This window comes from Corynebacterium nuruki S6-4 (assembly GCF_007970465.1).
Lineage (GTDB): Bacteria > Actinomycetota > Actinomycetes > Mycobacteriales > Mycobacteriaceae > Corynebacterium > Corynebacterium nuruki.
In genome coordinates, this window is the sequence record NZ_CP042429.1 from 435,745 (window position 1) to 455,242 (window position 19,498).

Sequence of the window (19,498 nt, forward strand, 5' to 3'; positions counted from 1 at the left end):
GAGAGCACAAGACCCATGGCTAACCCGTTCAGCAAGGGCTGGAAATATCTGATGGCCCTGTTCGACTCGAAGATCGAGGAGAACGCGGATCCGAAGATCCAGATCGAGCAGGCGATCCAGGAGGCGCAGAACCAGCATCGCCAGCTCTCCCAGCAGGCGGCCGCCGTGATCGGCAACCAGCGGCAGATCGAGATGAAGCTGAACCGTCAGCTCGCCGAGATCGAGAAACTGCAGGCGAACACGAAGCAGGCGCTGACGCTGGCGGACAAGGCCCGCGCCGACGGCGACGCGCAGAAGGCCACCGAATACGAGAATGCCGCGGAGGCCTTCGCCGCACAGCTGGTGACCGGCGAGCAGTCGGTGGAGGACCTCAAGACGCTCCATGACCAGGCTCTCCAGCAGGCTGCCCAGGCGAAGAAGGCGGTGGAGCGCAATGCGATGCAGCTCCAGCAGAAGACCGCCGAGCGCACGAAGCTGCTCAGTCAGCTGGAGCAGGCCAAGATGCAGGAGAAGGTCGCCGAGTCCCTGCAGTCGATGAACCAGGTGACCGACGGCAGCTCCCCGAACCTGGACCAGGTGCGGGAGAAGATCGAGCGCCGGTACTCCAACGCGCTCGGTCAGGCCGAACTCGCCGAGAACTCGGTGCAGAACCGGATGGTGGAGGTGCAGCAGGCCGGGGTGCAGATGGCCGGGCACTCCCGCCTCGAGCAGCTGCGTGCCGAGATGAACGGTGGGCAGCAGGGTGGTCCGGCCGCGGTGGCCGGCGGCGCTGCGAAGGCCATCGACGGGCAGGCGCAGCCGGACGCGGCCCAGCCCACGGCGCAGAATGTCAGTGCGGACGCCGTCGCCGAGAAGATGCGGCAGCTCCGGGGGGAGTAGCTGTACGTCCCCGGGGTCAGTCGGCCGCGCCGCGGGCCCGCAGGGCGTCCGAGATGCCACGGGCCCGCAGGATGGTGCGGACGACGACGGGGACACCGAAGGCGGTGAGGGACAGGCCCGCGGCACGGGAGCCGCGGGCCTTTCTCGCGTCGAGGACCTCACCGACCATCTGCACCTGCAGGGGGATGAGCCGGATGGTGAGGGTCAGGGCGAGACTGACGGCCTCGACCGGAACACCGAACCGTCCCAGCGGCCGCAGCATCCGGTCGAAACCCGCCATCATCGCCGAGACCCGGGTGGTGAGGGTGAGCAGGACGGCGGCGGAGACGGCGGCGAGGAGGACGAGGACGGTGGACAGGGCGTCCTGCCAGGTGCTCCGCCACCACAGCAGCAGACCGACGAAGACGAGGATCGGCACCGGGCCGGTGAGCTGACGTGCCAGGACACGCAGCGGCACCCTGGCCAGCAGTGCGACGAAGACCACGACGGCGATGCTGACCAGCCCGCCGACCCAGGTGTCGACGACGATCGCGGTGGTGACGAGAAATACGGCGAGGACGGTGAGCTTCGCCCACACCGGTGCCCGGTGGACTGGCGAGGTGCCGGGGACGTACAGACCCAGCGGGACGCGGTCGGCCCGGATCATGCGACGGCCATCCTCTCGACGTAGGAGGCGATGACGTCCGCCGGGGCTCCGTCGTCGATGACGCGGCCGCCGGAGATGCAGAGCGTCCGGTCGGCGTCCGCGGCGAGCTCGAGATCATGGGTGACGACGATGAGCTGCTGCGGGAGGGCGTCGAAGCGGCGGCGCAGCCGGTTGCGGTTGACGAGGTCGAGCAGTCCGGTGGGCTCGTCGGCGACGATGAGTGAGGGGTCCAGGGCGGTGACGGACGCCAGGGCGAGCATCTGTTTCTCCCCGCCGGAGAGCAGGTGGGGGGACTGGTCGCCGCGTCCGGCGAGGCCGACGGCGGCGAGCGCGTCCTCGACCGCCTGTGCGGTCGCCGCCCGGGACAGTCCGGTGCCGCGCAGCGAGAAGGCGACGTCCTCGGCGACGGTCGGCATGATGATCTGGTTGTCGGGGTCGGAGAAGAGGAACCCGACGCGCTGTCGGACCTTGCGGCCCTTCTTCGCGACGTCCAGGCCGTCGACGTGGACCTGTCCGCCGGTGAGGTCGGTCAGTCCGTTGATGAGGCGGATGAAGGTGGATTTCCCGCTGCCGTTGGCCCCGATGATGCTGATGCGGTGTTCGGCGAGCGTGCAGCTCGTCGGGTGGAGGATGGTGCGGTCGTCGGTGACGACGGTCGCACGGTCGAACTGCACGGTCATCTAGATCGCCCGGGTCGGGGTGCCGGCGGTCGCGGGGGCGCCGGTCGCCGTGCTGGCGGTGGTGGCTGCGGTGGAGCGCCGGGGCCGCAGGTCCGGGATCGCGCGCAGGACGGCGGTGGCGATGACGGCGGCGACGACGACCTTGATGACGTCTCCGGGGATGAAGGGGCCGTTGGAGGCGAGCGCGGCGCCGAAGTCCATGCCGGTGCGGACCATGAGCCCGACGGATCCGCACAGGTACTGCACCAGGACGCCGATGAGGCCGGCGACGGTGAACCAGGCGGTGAGCAGGGCGGGGTTCCCGGCGACCCGGGGGATGCGGGAGCTGAGGTCGCAGAGTGCCCCGACGAGGAAGCCGACGACGGCGTAGCCCACGATGTAGCCGACGGTGGGCCCGGAGACCGCGGAGAGGGCGGGGGTCCAGCCGGCCATGTTCGGGACGCCGAGGAAGCCGACCCCGAGGAACAGGAGGACGGCGAGGCCGCCGCGGCGCCAGCCGAGGATCATGGTGGCCAGGGCGATGCCCATGTTCTGCAGGACGATCGGGACGCCCGCGCCGCCGACTGGGACGGAGACACCGCCGAGGACGATGATGAGGGCCGCGAACGCGGCGATGACGGCGATGTCACCGGCCCGGACGCCGGTGGGGTTTCCTGCGGATCGTTTTGTCATGGGCAGTAGTGTAGATCCTTACTGTACGGTGTTCAATTCGGGGTGGGTGCGGCTCGGAGGTAGGCTGGGGCACCATGCGACGTACGGAATTCGACCGGCTGGTCACGGGGGAGTTCGGCGACGCCTTCGGCAGCTGGATCGCCGGCTCCCATGTCCTGTCCGCCTTCGGCGCGACCGCCGGGGAACTGGTGGAACGCGGCGCTGACCTCCGGGAGGTCTGGTGGGCGCTGTGCGACGATTTCGACGTCCCGGAGGACCGTCGGCTCGGTGCGGACGAATGATCTCGACATTCGAACAGTCGTTCGTGTACAGTGGCCGGTGTCCGACGGCCACGGTAGAACGACGGGGAACCAACGGACGCGCAGGAGCGTCTATCCGGTGAATCACCGGGAACTACACGGCGTGACCACCACGAAAGCGAGAGAACATCATGGCTGCTAAGAAGAAGAGTTCCGCATCGGGCGGTAACGACAGGCAGAAGGCCCTCGATCTGGCCATGGCGCAGATCGAGAAGGACTTCGGCAAGGGCGCCGTCATGCGTCTGGGGGATGACGACCGGCCACCGATGCGTGTGATCTCCTCGGGGAATATCGCGATCAACGTCGCGCTCGGCATCGGCGGGTTCCCGCGGGGCCGTGTCGTCGAGATCTACGGTCCGGAGTCCTCGGGTAAGACCACGGTGGCGCTCCACGCGGTCGCCGAGGCACAGAAGGGCGGCGGTATCGCCGCCTTCATCGACGCGGAGCACGCCCTCGACCCCGAGTACGCCAAGAAGCTCGGCGTGGACACGGACAACCTCCTCGTCTCCCAGCCGGACACCGGCGAGCAGGCACTCGAGATCGCCGACATGCTCGTCCGGTCGGGTGCGGTCGACATCATCGTGGTGGACTCGGTCGCGGCGCTGACCCCGAAGGCGGAGATCGAGGGGGAGATGGGCGACAGCCACGTCGGTCTGCAGGCCCGCCTCATGAGCCAGGCGCTGCGCAAGATGACCGGTGCGCTCAGCCAGACCGGCACCACCGCCATCTTCATCAACCAGCTCCGCGAGAAGATCGGCGTGATGTTCGGTTCGCCGGAGACGACGACCGGCGGTAAGGCACTGAAGTTCTACGCTTCTGTCCGCTGTGACATCCGCCGGATCCAGACCCTCAAGGACGGGCAGGACGCGGTCGGTAACCGGACCAAGATGAAGATCGTCAAGAACAAGGTCTCGCCGCCGTTCAAGATCGCCGAGTTCGATGTCCTCTACGGCCAGGGCATCTCCCGGGAAGGGTCGATCATCGACCTGGGCGTGGACAACGGACTGATCAAGAAGTCCGGATCCTGGTACACCTACAAGGGCGACCAGCTGGGGCAGGGCAAGGAGAAGGCCCGTGAGTTCCTCAAGGAGAACCCGGACCTGTCCTCGGAGATCGAGGATCTCATCATGCAGGAACTGCACGTCGGCCCCTACGCCGGCAAGCAGGCCGAGCCGGAGGAGGACGCGGCGGAGGATGCCGCAGGTCTCGCCGCCGTCGCCAACGGCGTCCCGGAGGACGCGCCGATCGGTGTGGTGCCGACCTTCGACGACGAGGACGACGACTAGACCGTGCCGGGGGACGACACAGGCCGGACCGACCGCCTCGAGCGACTGCGCGCCGCCATCGAGGCGGTCCAGTCGGGCGGGGGAGAACCGCTCGTCGACGAACTGGCGGAGGAACGCCTCGCGCCGTTGACGGCGAAGGCGAACCGCCTCATCGAACAGCGGGACCGGTCCGTCGCCGAGCTGCGGCGCCGGCTCACCGACAGCCTCGACGAGGGCGACGATCCCGCCCTGGTGGAGGCGGTCATCGACCGCTGCCTGCGGGCCGGCATGCTCGATGACGCACGTTTCGCGCACGAATGGGTCCGGCAGCGGGCGGCCAACCAACGCAAGTCGGTGGCCGTGCTGCGCCGCGAGCTCCGGGAGAAAGGCGTGGCGGCCCCGGTCATCGAGGAGGCGCTGGAACAGGTCTCCGAGGCCGACCAGGACCGGGTGCTCGGCGAGCTCGTGACGAAGAAGGCCGGCACGGTGAAAACCGTGCCGGCCGACCGGCGGGACTACGACCGGGCGCTCCGACGGATCGTCGGGGTGGCGGCCCGCCGCGGATTCCCGCAGGGGCGCAGCCTCACCGCCGCGCGGCAGGCGCTGGACGCCCGCATCGCCGAACTCGGCGGGGAGCGGTAGCCCGGCCCCCGGGGCTACTCGAAGTCGCCCTGGATGGGCTTGTACCCCTCATCGTGCGGGTCCACGATGGCGCCGTCCTTGGTCTCCAACCCACCCTGGGTCTTCTGGTGGGGGACCTTCGCCACGATGTTGCGGCGGGAGCGGCCGGCGCGGAGCTGGTACTCGATCCGCTCCGCGAGCTTCGTCAGCGCGTAGTTGATGATGATCATGATGGCCGCCACCACCAGCAGCGACGGCAGCATCGAGCTGTAGTACTCACCGAGCTGGCGTCCGCCACGGACGACCTCGACGAAGCCGATGGCGTAACCGAGCGCGGAATCCTTCAGGGCGATGACCATCTGCGAGATGATCGCCGGCAGCATGGCCGCGAACGCCTGCGGCAGTAGGATCTTGCGCATGGTGAGACCCCAGGACAGGCCCAGGGCCGCGGCCGCCTCCGACTGACCCTTCGGCAGCGACTCGATGCCGGACCGCAGGGTCTCGGCGATGACCGAACCGTTGTACATCGTCAGACCGAAGACGACGGCGGCGAAACCGAGCATGGTGGAGGGGAACACCGCGTACTCCGCGAAGAGTACGTAGGCGAACAGCATGAGCACCAGCACCGGGATCGAGCGGAAGAACTCCACGATCACGGTGCAGATCCACCGGATCGACCGGTGGGTGGAGAGACGTCCGATGCCCAGCAGGGCACCGATGATGAGGGCGAGGATGATCGAGAAGATCGCTGCGACGACAGTGTTGAGCAGCCCGGGGAGGATATAGGTCGTCCACGTGGTGCCGTAGAAGAAGATCTCCCACTTGTCGCCGTCGAGCTGTCCGCCGTCACCGAGCTTCCACAGCACACCGGCGAGGATGAGCAGCAGGACGATGACGGTGATGACGGCGAGACCGAGGTTGACCTTCCGGGCGCGGGGGCCGGGGGCGTCGTAGAGGACGGTGGCGCGGGTATCGGACATCAGCGCTTCACCGCCCAACGCTTGCCGGCCCAGCCGAAGAACAGACCGGTCGGGAGGGTGAGGATGATGAAGCCGACCGCGATGATCGCGAAGATGGCGAACATGTCACTGGCGTAGTTCTCCTGCATTGTCTTCATCAGCAGTGAGGCCTCCGCCACACCGATGACCGAGGCGATGGTCGTGTTCTTGATCAGGGCGATCAACGTGTTCCCCAGCGGGACGATGGAACCGCGGATGGCCTGCGGGAAGACCACGTAGCGGAAGTTCTGCATGAACGACATCCCGAGCGAGCGGGCGGCCTCGGCCTGTCCGAAGGGCACGGTGTTGATCCCCGATCGCAGGGACTCCGCCACGAAGGTGGAGGTGTAGACGATGAACGCCAGCACCGCCAGGCGGAAGTTCTGCTGCTCGATGAACTTGTTGCTGGAGTCCGAGGCGAGCAGCACGTTGAGGTTGTAGTAGAGGCCCAGCGACGCGATGAGGATGATCAGCGTCAGCGGGGTGTTACGGATGATGGTCGTGTAGGCGTTGGCGACCGCACGGAGGATACCGACCGGGCACACCCTCATGGCGGTGAGGATGATGCCGAGGATCAGGGACCCGATCGCGGAATAGACCGAGAGCTTGATGGTCACCCAGAAGGCGGGCCACAGCTCAGGGCCCATATCGGACCAGAGTTCGGAACTCATGATGTGATGCACCTCCCTTTCTAGTCTTTGTCCGCGAACGACAGGTCACCGATGTCGGGCTTGTCGCCGATCTCGAAGTCGTCGCCGAGGTTGTCCTTGACCATCCGTGTGAAGCTTCCGTCGGAGTACATGTCCTCGAGAGCCTCGTTGATGGCGTCCTTGTCGGCGCCGTCACCCTTGGGGATGCCGATGCCGTAGTTCTCGTCGGTCCAGAAGGAGCCGTCGGGGTTCTTCAGCTGCACGACCTTGAAGTCGTCGCCGTAGCGCTCCTTGTAACGCTCCGCGAACCCGGCGAGGATCGTCGCGTCGGTGGTGAGGGCGTCGACGACGCCCTGCTTCACTCCTTCGGCGCAGGCGGCGTAGGTGTCGAACTCCTGGAGCTGCACGTCGGGCAGCGCCGCCTTGACCTTCTGGGCGGGGGTGGAGCCGGAGACCGAGCACAGCCGGGTTCCGGGGGCGACGTCACTGAGCTGCTTGATTCCCGAGTCGCCGCGCACCAGCAGTGCCTGGTGCGTGACAAGGTAGGGTCCGCCGAAGTCGACGGCGGCGAGCCGTCCGGCGTTGATCGAGTACGAGGCGGTGATCATGTTGACCTCGCCGTTGTTGATCAGCGTCTCACGCTGGGCGGACGGTGTCTCGCGCCAGGTGATGTCCGGTTCCTCCCAGCCGTTCTTCTCGGCGATGTGGTTGACGACGTAGCGGGAGACGTCGGTGTCGAGACCGACGAAGTTCTTGTTCGGCGTGCGCTCGCCGAGGCCGGGCTGGTCGAACTTGGTGCCGAGGGTGACATGGCCGTCACGGATGTCGTCGAGCAGCGACCGTGGCTCCGAGGAGCCGCAGGAGGCCAGTGCGAAGGCGCCGGCGACGGCGACGACCGCCGCGGTCGTGCGCCGTACGAGGTGTCGGGTGATTCTGCCTTTCCTGGGCATGTGCACCGCCTCCTAGTGTCCGACGATCTTGGACAGGAAGTCCTTGGCCCGGTCGGACTCCGGGTTGGTGAAGAACTCGTCCGGGGTGGAGTCCTCGACGATGGCGCCGTCGGCGAGGAACAGGACGCGGTTGGCGACCCGGCGGGCGAAACCCATCTCGTGGGTGACACAGACCATGGTCATGCCGTCGGCGGCGAGACCGGCCATGACGTCGAGCACCTCGTTGATCATCTCCGGGTCGAGCGCGGAGGTCGGCTCGTCGAAGAGCATGATCTTCGGCTCCATGGCCAGGGCGCGGGCGATGGCGACGCGCTGCTGCTGGCCGCCCGAGAGCTGGGCGGGGTACTTGTCGGCCTGGGCGCCGATCCCGACCCGTTCGAGGAGCTGGTCGGCGAGCTTGTTGGCCTCGGCCTTCGACTTGCCGCGGACCTTCATCGGGGCGAGGGTGATGTTGTCCCGGATGGTCATGTGGCTGAACAGGTTGAACTGCTGGAAGACCATGCCGACATCGGACCGGAGGCGGGCGAGGTCCTTGCCCTCCTCGGGGAGGAGTTCACCGTCGATACGGATCTCACCGGAGTCGATGGTCTCGAGCCGGTTGATGGTCCGGCACAGGGTCGACTTACCGGAACCGGAGGGACCGAGCAGGACGACGACCTGGCCGGCCGGGACGTCGAGGTTGATGTCGCGGAGGGCGTGGTAGTCGCCGAAGTACTTGTTCACCCCGCTCAGCTGAATCATGCTGTGGGCATTCTCTGTTGCTGTCATAGTGGAACCCTATCCGATGGGGGCGGGGGCGGTGCGCTGCGCCACAGGTTTTTTAACCGGGAGGAAATGGCGGCCCCCGACGGTGGCCCACGACGGCGGCTCAGATCGTGGCCCGGCACGCGGACGCAGGTTTCGGGGGCGTCCGTCGGCTGCACTAGACTCGGGGACCGTGGTTGACTACCAGAGAACTGACGGAGCCGGGGGCGTGGCCGGGGAGACGGCCACGGCCCGCCGCACCTACCAGGTGCGGACGTTCGGCTGCCAGATGAACGTGCACGATTCGGAACGGCTCTCCGGCCTGCTGGAGGACAGCGGCTACCTGCCGGCGGGGGAGGACGCCGACCCGGACGTCGTCGTCTTCAACACCTGCGCGGTGCGGGAGAACGCCGACAACCGGCTCTACGGCACCCTCGGCCAGCTGAAGAAGGTGAAGGACGCCCACCCGGGGATGCAGATCGCCGTCGGCGGCTGCATGGCGCAGAAGGACAAGGACGTCGTCGTCGACCGTGCCCCGTGGGTCGACGTCGTCTTCGGCACCCACAACATGGGCTCGCTGCCGACACTGCTGTCGCGCAGCGCCCACAACCGGCGCGCCGAGGTGGAGATCGCCGACTCGCTGGAGCAGTTCCCCTCCGTCCTCCCGGCGAAGCGGGAGTCCGCCTACGCCGGCTGGGTGAGCGTCTCGGTGGGCTGCAACAACACCTGCACCTTCTGCATCGTCCCGTCGCTGCGGGGCACCGAGCAGGACCGGCGTCCCGGCGACATCCTCGCCGAGGTGAAGGCACTGGTCGATCAGGGGGTCACCGAGGTGACACTGCTCGGCCAGAACGTCAACGCCTACGGCGTCCACTTCTCCGATCCCGCCATCGCGCGGGACCGCAGCGCCTTCTCGAAACTGCTGCGCGCCTGCGGGGAGATCGAGGGGCTGGAGCGCCTCCGCTTCACCAGCCCGCACCCGGCCGAGTTCACCGATGACGTCATCGACGCGATGGCGGAGACCCCGGTGGTGTGCCCGCAGCTGCACATGCCGCTGCAGTCGGGCTCCGACAAGGTGCTGAAGGACATGCGCCGGTCCTACCGGTCGAAGAAGTTCCTCGGCATCCTCGACAAGGTCCGGGCGAAACTGCCGGACGCGGCGATCACCACCGACATCATCGTCGGCTTCCCCGGGGAGACCGAGGAGGATTTCCAGGACACCCTCCGGGTGGTCGAACAGGCCCGGTTCACCAGTGCGTTCACCTTCCAGTACTCGCCGCGTCCGGGAACCCCGGCCGCCGACCTGGCCGACCAGGTGCCCAAGGCGGTGGTCCAGGACCGGTACGAACGGCTCCTGGCCCTGCAGGAGCGCATCAGCGCCGAGGAGAACGCGAAGCTGGTGGGACGCCGCCTCGAACTGCTCGTGCAGGAGGGCGGCGGACGCAAGAACGCCACCACCCACCGGATGTCCGGCCGCGCCCGCGACGGACGACTGGTGCACTTCGCGGTGCCCGACGAGGCGACGGTGCGTCCCGGCGACGTCGTCGAGGTGACGGTCACGGGTGCGGCACCGCACTTCCTCCTCGCCGATTCGGGGCTGCACAGCCACCGCCGCACGCGGGCGGGCGACATGAGCGCGTCAGGTCAGACCCCTACGACGGCACCAGTCGGCGTGGGGCTGGGACTGCCCGGGATCGGGCGTCCCGGACAGGAACCGGCAGCATCCTGCTGCGGTTCGGACACGGACGGAGGATGCGGTTGTGAGTGACACGCAGGACACGCCGGAGACGGCACGGGCGGAAGCCAACCGGAAACGCCGGTCGGCGATCGACCGGCGGGTGACGCAACTGACCCAGGAATCCGGCGGTGACCTGGCGAAGGCGGAACGCTCCGCGGCAGGGACGATCGTGCTGGGGCGGGTCACCCCGTGGCTCGCCATCGGCCTGATCATGGTGTTCGTGGCGATCTTCCTGCCGCACTCCGGCAAGGTGTTCGGCTACGACGTGCTGCTGTTCTCGCAGCGCGCGGAAGACTACGTCACGACGATGCCCGAGCGGATCTACGCCTGGCTGGCCCTGATCGGCGGCGTGCTCCTGCCGCTGGGCACGTTGTTCTCGAAATCCTCGGTCGTGGCCTGGGTGAACTGGGCATTCGCCGCCGTCGGTGCCTTCTACTGTGTGCTGGCGATCGGCTTCCGGAACTCCCGGCCGCCGACAGAGCCCGGCTCGGGCCCGTCGATCGGCCTGTTCATCGGCGGTATCGGCCTGCTGGTCATCGTCTTCACCCTGTCGTCACGGCTGTTCCGCCGGAGCGCGGTGCAGTCGGCGATCAACGCGCTGCGCCGGGACGCCGTGCACCGGGACGAGGATTCCCGGGCCGCCCAGCAGGTCCTCCGGACCGGACTGCAGCCCCATGACGATGCGGTCGTCGTCGACGACCGTCGTGCCCGGGCCCGTGCCCGCCGGGAACGGGCCGGCCGGGACAGCGGTGCCGACAGCAGCGACAGCAGCGGCAGCACCGGTAGCACCGGCAGCACCGACGGGAGCGCCGGGGCCGACGGCGCCGGTCAGTCCTCCTGACCCGCTGCGGCGGCCGCGGTGGCCGCCCATTCCTCCCACTGTGCCGCCTGAGCCCGCAGCTCGGCGGCCTTCTTCGTCTTCCCGGCCTGCGCCGCGGCCGCGGCGTCGGCGGTGAACTGTGCCGCGCGGTCCCGGAACTGGTCGAGCCGGGACTGCAGTTCCGGATCGGTCCGGCGCCACTGCGCATCCGCGAAGTCGGTGACCCGGGACTGCAGGGCCCCGAGCCGGTCATCGAACTCCCGGACCCGGTCGCGGGGGACGAAACCGATCGCGTCCCACTTCTCCTCCAGCTCCCGGAGCAGGTCACGCGCCCGGTCGAGGCCGGCGGCGGGGTCGATGCGGCTGTCGTACTCGTCGAGCAGCGCCAGTTTGCGCTCGGCGTTGCCGGCGAACTCGTCGTCCCGTCGGGCGTTGTCGGCGTCCCGGGCGGCGAAGAACACGTCCTGGGCGGCGCGGAACCGGGCCCACAGCCGGTCGTCGTCGGCGCGGTGGGCGCGTCCGGCGGCCTTCCACTCGGCCATGAGGTCCCGGTAGGCGCGGGCGGTGGCACCCCAGTCGGTGGAGTTCTGCAGCCGCTCGGCACGTTCGACGAGCTTCTCCTTGTCGGCACGGACCCGGTCGCGGGCCCGGTCCAGGTCGGCGAAGTGACCGCTGCGCCGCTCGTTGAAGGTTTCGCGGGCGGCCCGGTACCGCTTCCAGAGGGCGTCGTCGGTGTGCTTGTCGATGCCGCGGACCGCCTTCCACCGGTCCAGGACGGAGGTGAACCGGTCACTGGCGTCCCGCCAGCCGTGCGGACCCTCATGGTCGCCGGCGGCGAGTTCCTCGGCCTCGGCGATGAGGGCCTCCTTGCGGGCGACCGCCTCCTCCCGCTGCTGCCGGCGGCGCGCGGCCTCGTCCTCGCCGGCGGCGGTGGCGCGGTCGACGAGGGCGGTGAGGCGACGCTCCAGCGCGGGGAGATCGCCGACAACCTCGGCGGTGGGCAGTTCGCCGAGCAGCTTCCGGGCGTCCGCGGTGACGTGAGCGGCCTCGTCGGGGTGTGCGGTGAGGCGGGACTCGAGCTGGGAGACGGTGGTGGCGAGGTCGTCGTAGCGCCGGCCGAAGTGAGCGAGACCTTCGGCGGGGGTGCCGGCCTGCCATTCCCCGACGCGGCGCTCACCGTCGGCGGTGGTCACCCAGACCACGCCGTCGTCGTCGATCCGGCCGAACCGGGTCGGGTCCGACGGCCGCACCGCGGCGGCGGGGGCGACCGGTCCGGTAGACCCTGCCGCCCCTGCCGCCCCTGCCGCTGCGGCAGGGCGGGCGACGCTCCCGGGGCGGGGCCCCGGCTTGGGGCCCGGCTTCGGACCCGGTTTCGGCACCGGTCTCGTCATGGGAAGTCCTCCTGGTTGTCGTGTTGGGTCACCTGACAGTGTCACCATTATGTTCCACGGCCGAATAGGAGCGGACGGCCACCCCCGGCACCCCCGGGTCGGTGCCGGGCGACTGGCCGGGCTGTCCCGGCGGCTTTGTAGAGTCGGACCCATGCCTGCGCCCGTAGATCCGGTGGAACCTGTCGAGACCGCTGAGACCGCTGAGACCGCTGAGACCGCACGGCCGCGTCCGGTCGCCGTCATCGGCCCCACCGGCTCGGGGAAGTCCGAGCTCTCCCTCGCCCTCGCCGAAGCGCTCGACGGGGAGGTCGTGAACATCGACTCGATGCAGCTGTACCGCGGCATGGACATCGGCACCGCGAAACTTCCCCCGGCCCAGCGCCGCGGCATCCCGCACCACCAGTTCGACACGCTCGACGTTACCGAGACCGCCTCCGTCGCCGCCTACCGGGACGCCGCGACCGCCGACATCACCGCAATCCGGCAACGGGGGAGAACCCCCGTCATCGTCGGTGGCTCGATGATGTACATCCAGGCCCTGCTGGACGCCTGGGAACTGCCGCCGACCGACCCGGCGGTGCGCGCCCGGTGGGAGGCGGAACTGGACCGGGTGGGGGTGGAGGCACTCCACGACGAACTGGCCCTCCGGGATCCGGCCGCCGCGGCCGTCATCGAGCGACGCGACCCCCGCCGTACCGTCCGGGCACTGGAGGTCATCGAGCTGACCGGCCGCCCCTTCGCCGCCTCCCAGCCGCCGAAGGACCGGCCGACCCGGTGGAACACCCTCATCCTCGGCCTGCAGGCGGATGCCGACTGGCTCAACCCGCGGCTGGCGGACCGGGTGCACCGCATGTTCGGGCAGGGACTGGTCGCCGAGGTGGAGGGACTTGTCGGGCAGGGGCTGCGCCGTGACTCGACCGCGGGACAGGCGATCGGCTACGCCCAGGTCCTCGACTACCTGGCCGGCGACCTCGACTACGACGAGGCGGTGGAACGCACCGTCACCGGGACCCGGCGGTACGCCCGGCGGCAGCGGGCCTGGTTCCGCCGCGACCCCCGCATCCGGTGGTTGGCCGCCGCGGGCCCGGATGTGGCCGACCGGGCACTGGAGGTCGTGCGGCTAGAATCGTGAGCCATGACCGCTCTCGACTTCCTCAAGGGACACGGCACGGGCAATGACTTCGTGGTGCTCCCGGACCCGTCCGCCGACATCGACCTCACCCCGGACCTCGTCCGTGCCCTGGCCGACCGGCACCGCGGCATCGGTGCCGACGGGGTGATCCGGGTCGCGACGACCGGTGCCCTGGTCAGCCGGGGGGTGATCGCGGAGGCTCCCGCGGGGGTGGGGGAGGAGGACTGGTTCATGGACTACCGCAACGCCGACGGCTCGGTGGCGGAGATGTGCGGTAACGGCGTCCGTGTCTTCGGCCACGTTCTCGCCGGAATGGGCGTCCCCGGGACGGCGGAGGGCGACCCCGTCACCATCGGTACCCGTGCCGGTCGGCGCGTGCTGACCGTCCATGCCGTCCAGGGTGACCTGGCCGACGTCAGTGTGGACATGGGTGCACCGGTGGTGGGCGGGGAATCCGCCGCCACCCTCGACGGGGAGACCTACCGTGGCCTGGCGGTGGACATGGGCAACCCCCACCTCGCCTGTGTCGTCCCCGGTCTGACGGCGGACACGCTGGCCGCGCTGGATGTCACCTGTCAGCCGACGTGGGATCCCGCTGACTTCCCGGCGGGGGTGAACCTCGAACTGCTCACCCCACTCGCCGACGGTGCGGTGCACATGCGTGTCCATGAGCGTGGCGTGGGCGAGACCCTCTCCTGCGGGACGGGGACGGTCGCCGCCGCCGTCGCCGCACTGCGGGACGCCGGGGAGCGGACCGGGGTCGTCGAGGTCCACGTCCCCGGCGGTACCGTGCGGGTCACCGTCACCGCGGACGGCTCCGAACTCCGTGGTCCCTCCCGCCTGGTCTTCCGCAGCACCGTGGAGACCTCGGCCCTGGCGGGTTAGCTGTACCTCTGGGCCCGATGGCCCCGATAGCCCCGATGACCGTGGAACGAACCGACGGGTCGATATTTCTGTCCTCAGGCGGCACCTGGGTTCGTGATCCCGACATCCGCAGGAGCCGACCGGCCCCCGGTTCGTAAAACCGACTCCCGGGACGTGCAGCTAGCTGCAGCCGCAGCTGCCCGAACTGCACCCGTCACCGCAGCCGCCCGAGCAGGCCGCCGGATCGGTGGCCGTGGCGGTGAACTGCACCTCGCCGGCGAGGATGCTGCCCGGCTCCACCGTGACAGCCCCGTCGGACCCGTCAGCCCCGTCGGCCCCTGCCGTCGCCGACAGGACGACGGTGAAGTCGAAGGGTGCCTGGATCCGGCACACCCAGAAGGGCTGGCCGGTCAGTGCGGTCGTCCGTCGTTCCGCCTCGACGACCTCGAGGGCGACGGTGGCGGCGGCGTGCGGGGCGACACCACCGGAGTTCAGGTCCGCCGCACCGCGGGAGTCGACCACACCCACCCGCAGGACGCCGGCCCGGGCGGCCTCATCCCGGCCGGCGTACACGGCGAGGTCCGCGGCCAGGGCGGTGAGCTGCACCGGCTGGTAGGACAGTTCGCCCGACTCGGCGAGCAGGGCTCCCTGGGCGACGGTGGCGGTGAGCGTGGCGAGCACCGGGGCGTCCTGCGCACCGATCTGCAGCAGGGGCGTGTCGGCGACGATGTCGAGGACCCCGACGATGTCGTTGACCATCGACAGGTGGGCGGTGGTGCCCACCCCACCGCTGAAACTGGCGAACGAACCGTAGGGCGGTGCGGCGAGGATGACGAGGCGGGCGCCGCTGGGATCGTCGTACTGGAGGACCTGGCCGTCCTCGACTTCACCGGTGACGCGCAGGGCCCCGGAGCCGTAGGCGGCCTCCAGGGCGTCCTGCCAACGGAGGAAATCGAGGCCGACGCTTCTGAGTTCCGGAATCATGCCCCGTAGTCTAGTCCCGGTCGCCCGCTGCAGCCGTGTCCGGTGGCGCCGGACGCCGATGGCACCGGAACCGCCGGACCGTGGAAAGATGGTGGGTGATGACTGATGTGACTGACGCCGGCAGCAACCACGGCGACCCCACCGTCGGCGAAATGGACCTCGCCCAGCGGTCCAGCCTGCGCCGCCTGTCCCGCGGAACCCACGACCACACGACCGAGCAGTCCGACGGCTATGACGTCGAGTACCGCAAACTGCGACTGGAACGGGTCGTGCTCATCGGTGTGTGGACCGAGGGCACCGTCGACCAGATCGAGGCCCGCCTCGACGAGCTGGCGGCCCTCGCGGAGACGGCCGGTTCCGAGGTCGTCGACATGCTCTACCAGCGACGCGACAAGCCCGACGCCGGAACCTACATCGGGTCCGGAAAGGTCGAGGAACTCCGCCAGGTCGTCGTCGAGACCGGGGCGGACACCGTCGTCGCCGACGGTGAGCTCAGCCCCGGCCAGATGATCGCCCTGGAGAAGGCGCTGGACGTCAAGGTCATCGACCGGACGATGCTCATCCTCGACATCTTCGCCCAGCACGCGAAGTCCAGGGAAGGCAAGGCGCAGGTCCAGCTCGCCCAGCTGGAGTACCTCATCACCCGGGTCCGTGGCTGGGGCGGGGCACTGTCCCGGCAGGCCGGTGGCCGGGCCGGTTCCAACGGCGGCGTGGGACTGCGCGGTCCCGGTGAGACGAAGATCGAGGCCGACCGTCGACGGATCCGCACGGACATGGCACGGCTGCGCCGGGAGATCGCCGGGATGAAGAAGGCGCGCGAGACCAAGCGTCGCCGGCGGGACGCCTCCGCCGTCGCCCAGGTCGCCATCGCCGGCTACACCAACGCGGGGAAATCCTCCCTGCTCAACGCCCTGACCGGCGCCGGCGTCCTCGTCGAGGACGCGCTGTTCGCCACCCTGGACCCCACGACCCGCCGTGCCTCCCTGAAAGACGGCAGGACCGTGGTGTTCTCCGACACGGTCGGCTTCATCCGCTTCCTGCCCACCCAGCTCGTCGAGGCGTTCCGGTCGACCCTGGAGGAGGTGATGGCCGCCGACGTGGTGCTGCACGTCGTCGATGGTTCCGACCCGTTCCCCATGGAGCAGATCGCCGCGGTCAACTCCGTCATCGGCGACATCGCCGCCGAGACCGGTGAGGACGCCCCGCCGGAGATCCTCGTGGTCAACAAGGTGGACGCCGCAGACCCACTGGTCCTCGCCGAGCTCCGCAGCCGGCTCGACGACGTCGTCTTCGTCTCCGCGGCCACCGGTGAGGGCATCGCCGAACTCGAGAGCAGGCTGGAACTGTTCCTCAACTCGCTGGACACCCGCGTCCGGCTGCACATCCCCTTCGACCGTGGCGATGTCGTCGCCCGGGTGCACGAGTACGGGACGGTGCTCTCCGAGGAGTACACCGCCGACGGCACGGACATCGATGTCCGGCTGCCCCCGGTGACCGCCCGCGAACTGGCGGAGTTCCGGGCGGACTGAGCGCCCTGCGGAGGGCCGGTTTAGGATCATCCGCATGACATCTCACGAGCGAGAATCCGCGACCACCGGTGCGCGGCGGGGCTGGGGCTGGTCCCTCCACGGTGACGGCCGGCACGTCCGACCCGGTGCCGTCGTCGCCCCCGACGAACGGCTGAGCTGGCCCCGTACCGTCGGCATCGGCATGCAGCACGTCATCGCCATGTTCGGGTCGACCCTGCTGGTCCCCACCATCACAGGTTTCCCGGTCAACACGACCCTGCTGTTCTCCGGGCTGGGCACACTGATCTTCCTGCTGGCCACCCGGAACCGGGTGCCGTCGTATCTCGGCAGTTCCTTCGCCTTCATCGCCCCGCTGACGGCGTCCCAGGCCGACGGATTCCCCGCCCAGCTCGGCGGCATCGTCGTCGTCGGCGTGGTGCTCTTCGTCATCGGTCTGATCGTCAAGGCGGCGGGGCGTCGTGTCATCGACGCCGTCATGCCGCCGGCGGTGACCGGCGCCATCGTCGCGATGATCGGCCTGAACCTCGCCCCCAGTGCGGCGGAGAACTTCGGGACGCAGCCGCTGGTCGCCGCCGTGACCCTCGCCGCGGTCCTGCTGTTCACCCTGGCCGGCCGAGGCATGGTCGGCCGCCTCGGCATCCTGTTCGGTGTCGTCGTCGGCTGGCTGTTCGCCGTGGCGACCGGGAACCTCGCCGACGGCGCCGGGGACACGATCCGGGAGGCGTCCTGGATCGGCCTGCCGCACTTCGACACCCCGGAGTTCCAGCTCAACGCGATCCTGCTGACCCTCCCGGTCATCGTCGTCCTCATCGCCGAGAACGTCGGCCACGTGAAGGCCGTGTCCGGGATGACGGGCCGCGATCTCGACGACGAGCAGGGGCCGGCACTGATGGCGGACGGTGTGTCCACCGCCCTCGCCGGCATGTTCGGTGGTTCGGGCACGACCACCTACGCGGAGAACATCGGTGTGATGGCCGCGACCCGGGTGTACTCCACCGCCGCCTACTGGGTGGCCGGTGTCACCGCGGCGGCCCTCGCCTTCGTCCCGAAGTTCGGGGCCGTGATCCAGACGATCCCGGTCGGCGTCCTCGGCGGCGCGGCGATGGTGCTCTACGGCATGATCGGGCTGCTGGGCATCCGCATCTGGGCGGAGAACGGGGTGAACCTGGCGCACCCGCTGAACCTGTCGACGGCGGCGGTCGCGCTCATCGCCGGGATCGGCAACCTCACCCTGAGCTTCGGCGACCTGACCCTGGAGGGGATCGCCTGGGGTGCCGTCGGCATGATCATCGGCTACCCGCTGCTGAAGTGGATCTACGAGCATGTCGGGGAGGGGCGCGAACCCCTGGTCCGGACCTACCTCACACCGCACATGACCCGGGACGGGGTCCGGGAGAAGTAGCTGTCCCGCCCGGACGCCCGCCCGGCGTCCAGTTCGTCGTGTTATTCGTCGTCGAGGTTCTTCTCGACGAGGGCGGCGATGGCCTCGACGGCGTCCGCGTTGTCGGAGCTGACGGTCACCTGGTCACCGTGCTCGGCACCCAGGGCCATGATCATCAGCGAGGAGGAGGCGTCCGACGGCTCCTCGTCGTCGCCGACGAGGGCGAGCAGGATCTCGTCGTCATAGGCGGCCGCAGCCTCGGAGATGACGGTCGCGGGGCGGGCGTGGAGGCCGACGGTGGAACCGACGGTGACGGTCTTCGAAGCCATGGCAGAAATCCTTTTCGTGGGGGAGTCCGTCGCGGAGCCGGACGGTCCGGGGATCCGGCGACGGGTGGTCGGGTCTGACGGCCCCAGCGTAGCGGAGCGGCGTCCGGTCGTGCACCGGCCTCAGTTACCGAGGACGGCGATGCCGGCGTCCCGGAACGAATCCAGGTAGCGGTCGGGGGCACCGTCGTCGGTGACGATGACGTCGACCTCGTCGACGGTGGCGAAGCTCACCAGGTAGTCCCGCCCGAATTTCGTCGAGTCGCACATCGCCACGACCATCGCCGCATTGGCGATCATGGCCCGCTTCACCGCGGCCTCCTGGGCGTCCGTCGTGGACAGGCCGTGTTCCAGTGACAGGGCGTTGGTGCCGATGAAGGCGACCTCGGCATGCTGCACGGCGAGGGCGCGCAACGTCGTGTCACCGATGACCGCCTGGGTGTTGGGGCGGATCCTGCCGCCGAGCAGCTCGACCTTCTCGATGCCGGCGGCGCCGAGCCGGACGGCGATCGGGAGGCAGTTGGTGAGGAACGAGACCTCCGGGCTGACCCGCGAGGGATCCTCGGCGATGGCGTCGGCGAGCATGGCGGTCGTCGAGCCGGCGTCGAGGAAGACGAGGCCGGCGTCCGGCAGCAGTCCGACGGCGGCGCGGCCGATGCTGATCTTCGCCGCCGTGGACGTCGAACTCCGGACGTCGAGGGGGGTCTGGCGCGTCTGGTAGTCGTTGCTGGGGACGGCCCCGCCGTGGACCCGGTGCAGGGCACCGTCGTCGTCGAGGACGGTGAGGTCCCGGCGGATGGTCTCCGGGGTGACGTTGAAACGCTCCGCGAGTTCGACGACGGTGACCCGGCCGTTCACGGCGGTGAGTGAGGCGATCTGCCGGCGACGTTCTTCAGAATTCACACCCCTCATCCTATGGGGTGGGGGTG

The 19,498-nt window shown here is 69.4% G+C and carries 21 protein-coding genes; 10 read left to right on the plus strand and 11 right to left on the minus strand.

From position 1 onward, the window contains the following. Positions 1–15: 15 nt before the first annotated feature. Positions 16–879, plus strand: coding sequence for a PspA/IM30 family protein (locus FSW06_RS01930; RefSeq protein ID WP_146881300.1), 864 nt, complete (start codon positions 16–18; stop codon positions 877–879). Between the two features lie 16 nt (positions 880–895). On the opposite strand, the gene FSW06_RS01935 is transcribed toward FSW06_RS01930, so the two are convergent. The 3 genes from FSW06_RS01935 to FSW06_RS01945 are packed head-to-tail and all read right to left on the minus strand — an operon-like array spanning position 896 to position 2,877. Then, complete coding sequence (locus FSW06_RS01935; protein WP_083826996.1) at positions 896–1,525, minus strand: energy-coupling factor transporter transmembrane component T family protein; 630 nt, start codon at positions 1,523–1,525, stop codon at positions 896–898. Beyond that, the gene (locus FSW06_RS01940; protein ID WP_010118838.1) at positions 1,522–2,205 is read right to left on the minus strand and encodes an energy-coupling factor ABC transporter ATP-binding protein; all 684 of its coding nucleotides are present in this window, start codon (positions 2,203–2,205) and stop codon (positions 1,522–1,524) included. Before FSW06_RS01940 ends, FSW06_RS01935 begins: the two co-directional genes overlap by 4 nt. Next, complete coding sequence (locus FSW06_RS01945) at positions 2,206–2,877, minus strand: biotin transporter BioY (RefSeq protein WP_010118836.1); 672 nt, start codon at positions 2,875–2,877, stop codon at positions 2,206–2,208. 74 nt (positions 2,878–2,951) lie between these two features. Here FSW06_RS01945 and FSW06_RS01950 point away from each other — a divergent pair, with 74 nt between their 5' ends. The 3 genes from FSW06_RS01950 to FSW06_RS01960 all read left to right on the plus strand — a co-directional run bounded on the left by FSW06_RS01950 (position 2,952) and on the right by FSW06_RS01960 (position 5,083). After that, positions 2,952–3,158, plus strand: coding sequence for a DUF3046 domain-containing protein (locus tag FSW06_RS01950; RefSeq protein WP_010118835.1), 207 nt, complete (start codon positions 2,952–2,954; stop codon positions 3,156–3,158). A gap of 149 nt (positions 3,159–3,307) precedes the next feature. Beyond that, on the plus strand, positions 3,308–4,462 hold the full coding sequence (gene recA / locus FSW06_RS01955; RefSeq protein ID WP_010118833.1) for a recombinase RecA: 1,155 nt from the start codon (positions 3,308–3,310) through the stop codon (positions 4,460–4,462). A 3-nt stretch (positions 4,463–4,465) separates the two neighbouring features. Further along, positions 4,466–5,083 carry a regulatory protein RecX gene (locus tag FSW06_RS01960; RefSeq protein ID WP_010118831.1) on the plus strand — a complete coding sequence of 206 codons (618 nt, stop codon included), beginning with the start codon at positions 4,466–4,468 and terminating at the stop codon, positions 5,081–5,083. 14 nt (positions 5,084–5,097) lie between these two features. Here FSW06_RS01960 and FSW06_RS01965 read toward each other — a convergent pair whose 3' ends face one another. From FSW06_RS01965 to FSW06_RS01980, 4 genes are read right to left on the minus strand one after another with little or no spacing between them, the layout of a single operon-like run. After that, positions 5,098–6,042: an amino acid ABC transporter permease gene (locus FSW06_RS01965; protein WP_010118830.1), complete on the minus strand. Its 945-nt coding sequence runs from the start codon at positions 6,040–6,042 to the stop codon at positions 5,098–5,100. Beyond that, positions 6,042–6,731, minus strand: coding sequence for an amino acid ABC transporter permease (locus tag FSW06_RS01970; RefSeq protein WP_010118829.1), 690 nt, complete (start codon positions 6,729–6,731; stop codon positions 6,042–6,044). Before FSW06_RS01970 ends, FSW06_RS01965 begins: the two co-directional genes overlap by 1 nt. Positions 6,732–6,751: 20 nt before the next feature. Continuing rightward, entirely contained in the window at positions 6,752–7,660 is a 909-nt protein-coding gene (locus tag FSW06_RS01975) for a glutamate ABC transporter substrate-binding protein (RefSeq protein WP_010118828.1), read from the minus strand. 12 nt (positions 7,661–7,672) lie between these two features. Next, positions 7,673–8,401 carry an amino acid ABC transporter ATP-binding protein gene (locus FSW06_RS01980; RefSeq protein WP_010118827.1) on the minus strand — a complete coding sequence of 243 codons (729 nt, stop codon included), beginning with the start codon at positions 8,399–8,401 and terminating at the stop codon, positions 7,673–7,675. A 292-nt stretch (positions 8,402–8,693) separates the two neighbouring features. Here FSW06_RS01980 and miaB point away from each other — a divergent pair, with 292 nt between their 5' ends. Beyond that, entirely contained in the window at positions 8,694–10,172 is a 1,479-nt protein-coding gene (gene miaB / locus FSW06_RS01985) for a tRNA (N6-isopentenyl adenosine(37)-C2)-methylthiotransferase MiaB (RefSeq protein ID WP_238525909.1), read from the plus strand. Beyond that, positions 10,165–10,983, plus strand: coding sequence for an Rv2732c family membrane protein (locus FSW06_RS01990; protein WP_010118824.1), 819 nt, complete (start codon positions 10,165–10,167; stop codon positions 10,981–10,983). The genes miaB and FSW06_RS01990 overlap by 8 nt, the downstream gene beginning before the upstream one ends. On the opposite strand, the gene FSW06_RS01995 is transcribed toward FSW06_RS01990, so the two are convergent. Then, entirely contained in the window at positions 10,971–12,353 is a 1,383-nt protein-coding gene (locus tag FSW06_RS01995; RefSeq protein ID WP_040429800.1) for a DUF349 domain-containing protein, read from the minus strand. The two genes, FSW06_RS01990 and FSW06_RS01995, sit on opposite strands and share 13 nt — an antisense overlap. A 151-nt stretch (positions 12,354–12,504) precedes the next feature. Between FSW06_RS01995 and miaA the strand changes: the two genes are divergently transcribed. Both miaA and dapF read left to right on the plus strand, forming a co-directional pair. Next, a complete protein-coding gene (miaA, locus tag FSW06_RS02000) occupies positions 12,505–13,485 on the plus strand; it encodes a tRNA (adenosine(37)-N6)-dimethylallyltransferase MiaA (RefSeq protein WP_083826994.1) in 981 nt (326 codons plus the stop codon). 3 nt (positions 13,486–13,488) lie between these two features. Then, positions 13,489–14,370: a diaminopimelate epimerase gene (gene dapF / locus FSW06_RS02005; protein WP_010118819.1), complete on the plus strand. Its 882-nt coding sequence runs from the start codon at positions 13,489–13,491 to the stop codon at positions 14,368–14,370. Positions 14,371–14,529: 159 nt separating this feature from the next. Here dapF and FSW06_RS02010 read toward each other — a convergent pair whose 3' ends face one another. Beyond that, positions 14,530–15,333, minus strand: coding sequence for a hypothetical protein (locus tag FSW06_RS02010; protein WP_010118818.1), 804 nt, complete (start codon positions 15,331–15,333; stop codon positions 14,530–14,532). A 98-nt stretch (positions 15,334–15,431) separates the two neighbouring features. Between FSW06_RS02010 and hflX the strand changes: the two genes are divergently transcribed. Both hflX and FSW06_RS02020 read left to right on the plus strand, forming a co-directional pair. Next, positions 15,432–16,862, plus strand: coding sequence for a GTPase HflX (gene hflX, locus FSW06_RS02015; RefSeq protein ID WP_010118817.1), 1,431 nt, complete (start codon positions 15,432–15,434; stop codon positions 16,860–16,862). Positions 16,863–16,896: 34 nt separating this feature from the next. After that, positions 16,897–18,264, plus strand: a complete 1,368-nt coding sequence (locus FSW06_RS02020) for a uracil-xanthine permease family protein (RefSeq protein WP_010118816.1) — start codon at positions 16,897–16,899, stop codon at positions 18,262–18,264. A gap of 41 nt (positions 18,265–18,305) precedes the next feature. On the opposite strand, the gene FSW06_RS02025 is transcribed toward FSW06_RS02020, so the two are convergent. Next, complete coding sequence (locus FSW06_RS02025; RefSeq protein WP_010118814.1) at positions 18,306–18,572, minus strand: HPr family phosphocarrier protein; 267 nt, start codon at positions 18,570–18,572, stop codon at positions 18,306–18,308. Between the two features lie 120 nt (positions 18,573–18,692). Further along, positions 18,693–19,472 (minus strand): DeoR/GlpR family DNA-binding transcription regulator, encoded by a 780-nt coding sequence (locus FSW06_RS02030; protein WP_010118813.1) that lies wholly within the window; start codon positions 19,470–19,472, stop codon positions 18,693–18,695. Between the last annotated feature and the right edge of the window lie 26 nt (positions 19,473–19,498).

Excerpts from the sequence above, each read along its gene's own strand:
- FSW06_RS01930 (WP_146881300.1), top strand. The coding sequence starts at position 16 with ATGGCTAACCCGTTCAGCAAGGGCTGGAAATATCTGATGGCCCTGTTC.
- FSW06_RS01935 (WP_083826996.1), bottom strand. The coding sequence starts at position 1,525 with ATGATCCGGGCCGACCGCGTCCCGCTGGGTCTGTACGTCCCCGGCACC.
- FSW06_RS01940 (WP_010118838.1), bottom strand. The coding sequence starts at position 2,205 with ATGACCGTGCAGTTCGACCGTGCGACCGTCGTCACCGACGACCGCACC.
- FSW06_RS01945 (WP_010118836.1), bottom strand. The coding sequence starts at position 2,877 with ATGACAAAACGATCCGCAGGAAACCCCACCGGCGTCCGGGCCGGTGAC.
- FSW06_RS01950 (WP_010118835.1), top strand. The coding sequence starts at position 2,952 with ATGCGACGTACGGAATTCGACCGGCTGGTCACGGGGGAGTTCGGCGAC.
- recA (WP_010118833.1), top strand. The coding sequence starts at position 3,308 with ATGGCTGCTAAGAAGAAGAGTTCCGCATCGGGCGGTAACGACAGGCAG.
- FSW06_RS01965 (WP_010118830.1), bottom strand. The coding sequence starts at position 6,042 with ATGTCCGATACCCGCGCCACCGTCCTCTACGACGCCCCCGGCCCCCGC.
- FSW06_RS01970 (WP_010118829.1), bottom strand. The coding sequence starts at position 6,731 with ATGAGTTCCGAACTCTGGTCCGATATGGGCCCTGAGCTGTGGCCCGCC.
- FSW06_RS01975 (WP_010118828.1), bottom strand. The coding sequence starts at position 7,660 with ATGCCCAGGAAAGGCAGAATCACCCGACACCTCGTACGGCGCACGACC.
- FSW06_RS01980 (WP_010118827.1), bottom strand. The coding sequence starts at position 8,401 with ATGATTCAGCTGAGCGGGGTGAACAAGTACTTCGGCGACTACCACGCC.
- miaB (WP_238525909.1), top strand. The coding sequence starts at position 8,694 with ATGAACGTGCACGATTCGGAACGGCTCTCCGGCCTGCTGGAGGACAGC.
- FSW06_RS01995 (WP_040429800.1), bottom strand. The coding sequence starts at position 12,353 with ATGACGAGACCGGTGCCGAAACCGGGTCCGAAGCCGGGCCCCAAGCCG.
- miaA (WP_083826994.1), top strand. The coding sequence starts at position 12,505 with ATGCCTGCGCCCGTAGATCCGGTGGAACCTGTCGAGACCGCTGAGACC.
- dapF (WP_010118819.1), top strand. The coding sequence starts at position 13,489 with ATGACCGCTCTCGACTTCCTCAAGGGACACGGCACGGGCAATGACTTC.
- FSW06_RS02010 (WP_010118818.1), bottom strand. The coding sequence starts at position 15,333 with ATGATTCCGGAACTCAGAAGCGTCGGCCTCGATTTCCTCCGTTGGCAG.
- hflX (WP_010118817.1), top strand. The coding sequence starts at position 15,432 with ATGACTGATGTGACTGACGCCGGCAGCAACCACGGCGACCCCACCGTC.
- FSW06_RS02020 (WP_010118816.1), top strand. The coding sequence starts at position 16,897 with ATGACATCTCACGAGCGAGAATCCGCGACCACCGGTGCGCGGCGGGGC.
- FSW06_RS02025 (WP_010118814.1), bottom strand. The coding sequence starts at position 18,572 with ATGGCTTCGAAGACCGTCACCGTCGGTTCCACCGTCGGCCTCCACGCC.